We start from the raw sequence: 3,736 nt of genomic DNA, 5'->3' as shown, positions 1-3,736 counted from the left end.
GCAAATTGATAATAGCCATATTGACCTCCGTTTCGATTTTTGATTGACGAGTAACCGAAACGAAGGCGGCGGAGAGCGGCACCGGGGAATGACTTCGGGCCAAGTTGGCCCGAGGCTCCATATAGACGCAAAAACGCCCGGGCGGCATGAAGCCGCTCGGGCGCATGAAAATGTATTATCTGAATGGTACTGATATATTGTACCTTCGTGGTTGGAATATCCCGGAGGGGGAGCTACGCTTTTTTTAACTGGTGAAGATTATGGGCGTTGCGAAAAAGCAAAAAGGACACGGCGATACCTCCTCGGACACCGCCGTATCCTTAAAAAAGGGCGACTTTATCACACCCCCCGCAAATCCAATTTTTCAAAAGGAAAACGGCGGCTTGAAATGCAATATTTCAAAACCGCCATTCTGCGCCGCAAGGCCGAATTCAACGGTCTTGTTGTGTCTGCCAACACAGTTGCTACCAAAAAGAAAAGAGCCGATAAACCGTTTGCCTATTGGCTACGGGTTATCGGCTCTGCGTCTGTGCGTCTGGCTCTTTTACAATCGTAATATTCAAATTTTTTGCGGTAATAAGTGTTTCTTGCTTACACTTAGGACAATACAGAGGAAAATTTATGAGTATTGTATCTCCTCTGATTTTTAAGCGTGTTTTATTACGGCATACAGGACATAATACCCATTGAATTTCTGGCAAGCGTTTGCCCTCCAATCTACTTTTTCTTGTTCTTCTTCCAAACTTTATATAAAGCGTTCAAGATAGGAAGTAAAACGCATATTACAACAAACCATTCTGGAAAATGTGGCATATTACACCTCCTCGTTCTATGCTAAATGAAATACTCCTACTACAATGCAAACAACTGTAACAAATAAGGATACAAGTATTCTCGCTAATGAATAGCTATATAATCTTTCAGGATGTTGCAAATCATAGCGAACAGTCACAGAGTTACCCACTTGGGCTGTCAAGGGGACTTGTATGCGATTTCCTGAAACATAGGTTTTCCCATCCACCCGATAGGTGACTTTTGCCCACTTTGAATTGCGAGTCTTTGCTGTTTCGGGATTGGGCGAAGTAATTGAGTTGATGGTTCCTGTTGTTTTCCCAGTCATATTTCTTTTTGCCCAAAAGGCAAGTGCGTTGTAAAGAGCAAAAAGAAAAGAGACTGACGCAATTAAATATAAAAAGATCGTGTCGTTATTCATTTTCGTTCACCTCCAATCAACAAAGGCGCTATGATAAGTCAGCCTTACAGTACACCTTAACCGATATTCCAGCAGACACCGCCAATACAATAACTCCAATCAAAATAGCTCCGGCAGACAAGATGCTTGGCGATAGAGCAATTAAGGGATACCAATTTGCGCCACCCTGCATTTTCAGTAATTGCGGCACAATAAAAGGAGAAGCCATAATAATGATAAAGAACGCAAATTTTGTCGTTTCATATCCCAACTTATATTGTACTGGGAGGTAAATACCAAGGAACAGAGCCACAACGAGGAACATAACCGCTGACAGTTCAATGTGAAATCCACCGAGAACAGGGAATAACAATGTCTCTGCCCAGAAAATCAAACAGCAAGCGCCATAAATCAGCAAGCCAAAAACATATTTAGAAAGTACAAGTAGTTTGCGGGGATATGGTGTAGCACAAAGTAGTGTAGACGCTTTTGCGTATTGGTTCTCCTTCAATGAAACATACTGCAATAGCATAAAAACAGAAAAAATTGCAGCTAAGATAAAGCTCATAGAACCAACATAAGTTGCGTCGTCTATTCGCCACATCATAAACGGCGGTATAAACACACAGACCGCTAACATAAGCAAAACATACTTCTTCACGATAAGAAAATCTTTTCTAACTAGATGGATTAGCATTATTTTTTTCCTCCTTCAATACTTCCCAACATAATGTCCTCAATCGTTGGCCGTTCCACCACTACATCAGGAATAAGTCGTTGCACCTCAGAAATCTTTTTAGTGACACCGGAAAAACCGAATGCCGTTTCCGTAGTGCTTAAAAATAATTTACGGGTTTCTGCATTTAGATAACGCACATCCCCTTTTACAATCCGATAGTAGTCCAGCAGAGTATCTTTTTCTTCCTGAAATACGATGTGACCATTATCAATCATAATTAGCATATCTGCGATTTTGTCCAAATCAGATGTAATATGTGTAGAGAAGAAAACACCCTTTCCGCCACTATTCATGTAATCGGTAAGTATAGTTAATAGCTGGCTTCGGATCAAAGGGTCAAGGCCGCTGGTAGGTTCATCCATAATCAGAAGTTCTGCTTTATGAGACAGCGCCAGTGCCAACGCATATTTCATTTTCATGCCTTTTGAAAGCGTATTGATTTTTTGTTTTGGGTTTAGGTTGAACCGTTCCAGATAGTTTTTGAAGTCTTGTTCACACCACGATGTATAGGCCGGAGAGATAATACTTTTCATTTCAGCTAAAGATAATTCTTCATAAAAATAGCCATCATCAAGAACAACGCCGATGCGATTTTTAATTTCCTGCTCATGACTTTGCATATCCAATCCAAAAAATTCAATATGCCCAGAAGTTCGATTAGTAAGCTCTAAAATCGTCCGTAAAGTGGTTGTTTTTCCCGCGCCGTTCACCCCAATAAATCCAGTAATGCACCCCTCAGGCAAAGAAAAGCTGACATTACTTAAAGAAAAATTACCATATGATTTGTTCAAATCGGAAACTTTCAAAATTGATTCCATTTCAATCCTCCTCGTATAATATATCCATCATAGAATTAAGCTCGTCTTTGCTGATATTAAGTGATTTTGCAGTCTGTATCATATCCAGCATTTTTTGCTCCACAAGCCGTCGTTTTGAATCACGGAGCAAATCAAGATTGCTGGTAGAAACAAATGTGCCAATTCCTACCTGACTGGTAACAAAGCCCTCTTGCTCTAATTCTTCATAAACCCGCCTAATGGTTAAAACACTAACCTTCAAATCATTTGCAAAGGCCCGTATTGACGGTAACGCATCGCCCTCTTTTAATTCTTCTTTCAAAATTGCGTCTTTGATTTGCTCTTTAATCTGTTCGTAAAGAGGGGAATCAGAGGCGTTTGATATTAGTATCTTCACAAGTTCATTATACCTCCTGTATAGTGTGCTGTTGCTATATACACACTATACACTATAATCACTTTCCTGTCAACCACGCCCGAAAGGACAATAAAATACTACTAAAACATAAAATTTAGTTTCGTTCTCATAATCAAACCCGAAATGTAAAATAATATATGGGTGATATGAGAATGTACCAAGACGAAAGACGGCTTGACTTCCACGCATTAGGCCGGGAGATCAAGCGCAAAAGAGAGGCGAAAGGTTGGACACAGGAATATCTTGCACAGCTTGTAGATCGTACCCCACGCTCTATCATGTATTTTGAAAACCGGGGTCAGCATCCAAGCCTGAATACCTTTTACCAAATCGTCACCTTGCTGGACATTTCCGTAGACCAATTCTTTTATCCTGACAGGCAGAATAGCGAAAGCGACTGCCGCCAGCACATTGATAGACTGCTCAACTCAATGGACGAAAAGGAATTGACGGTCATGGAGGCCACAGCAGAGGGACTACAAAAAGCCAGAGAAACGGAGGTCAAGTAAAAAGGGCCTTCGTTTTTCTTGTTTTTGGGGTACTTTTCGGGGGTTCCGCTAAGTGGCAAGCAATGCCTCTGTGGCCACAAG

At 41.0% G+C, this 3,736-nt stretch carries 7 protein-coding genes; 2 read left to right on the top strand and 5 right to left on the bottom strand.

The features are described from left to right. Positions 1–211: 211 nt before the first annotated feature. Positions 212–556, top strand: a complete 345-nt coding sequence (locus PG722_RS13805; protein WP_182448679.1) for a hypothetical protein — start codon at positions 212–214, stop codon at positions 554–556. On the opposite strand, the gene PG722_RS13800 is transcribed toward PG722_RS13805, so the two are convergent. The 5 genes from PG722_RS13800 to PG722_RS13780 form a co-directional block, all read right to left on the bottom strand. After that, positions 513–701 carry a cysteine-rich KTR domain-containing protein gene (locus PG722_RS13800; RefSeq protein ID WP_118697059.1) on the bottom strand — a complete coding sequence of 63 codons (189 nt, stop codon included), beginning with the start codon at positions 699–701 and terminating at the stop codon, positions 513–515. The two genes, PG722_RS13805 and PG722_RS13800, sit on opposite strands and share 44 nt — an antisense overlap. A 128-nt stretch (positions 702–829) precedes the next feature. Next, positions 830–1,213: a DUF3592 domain-containing protein gene (locus PG722_RS13795; protein ID WP_118697058.1), complete on the bottom strand. Its 384-nt coding sequence runs from the start codon at positions 1,211–1,213 to the stop codon at positions 830–832. A gap of 28 nt (positions 1,214–1,241) precedes the next feature. Further along, positions 1,242–1,889: an ABC-2 transporter permease gene (locus PG722_RS13790; protein WP_243109102.1), complete on the bottom strand. Its 648-nt coding sequence runs from the start codon at positions 1,887–1,889 to the stop codon at positions 1,242–1,244. Beyond that, complete coding sequence (locus PG722_RS13785) at positions 1,889–2,749, bottom strand: ABC transporter ATP-binding protein (protein ID WP_118697056.1); 861 nt, start codon at positions 2,747–2,749, stop codon at positions 1,889–1,891. Before PG722_RS13785 ends, PG722_RS13790 begins: the two co-directional genes overlap by 1 nt. Position 2,750: 1 nt before the next feature. Continuing rightward, entirely contained in the window at positions 2,751–3,125 is a 375-nt protein-coding gene (locus PG722_RS13780; protein ID WP_055215976.1) for a GntR family transcriptional regulator, read from the bottom strand. A gap of 167 nt (positions 3,126–3,292) precedes the next feature. On the opposite strand from PG722_RS13780, the gene PG722_RS13775 reads away from it, so the two are divergent. Beyond that, positions 3,293–3,655: a helix-turn-helix transcriptional regulator gene (locus PG722_RS13775; RefSeq protein ID WP_330382751.1), complete on the top strand. Its 363-nt coding sequence runs from the start codon at positions 3,293–3,295 to the stop codon at positions 3,653–3,655. Positions 3,656–3,736: the final 81 nt, after the last annotated feature.

Source organism: Butyricicoccus sp. OF27-2pH9A (genome assembly GCF_027693185.1).
Taxonomy (GTDB): Bacteria; Bacillota; Clostridia; order Oscillospirales; family Butyricicoccaceae; genus Agathobaculum; species Agathobaculum butyriciproducens.
The sequence above is the reverse complement of the archived record's forward strand: the minus strand, read 5'-3'. Positions and strand labels throughout refer to the sequence as shown.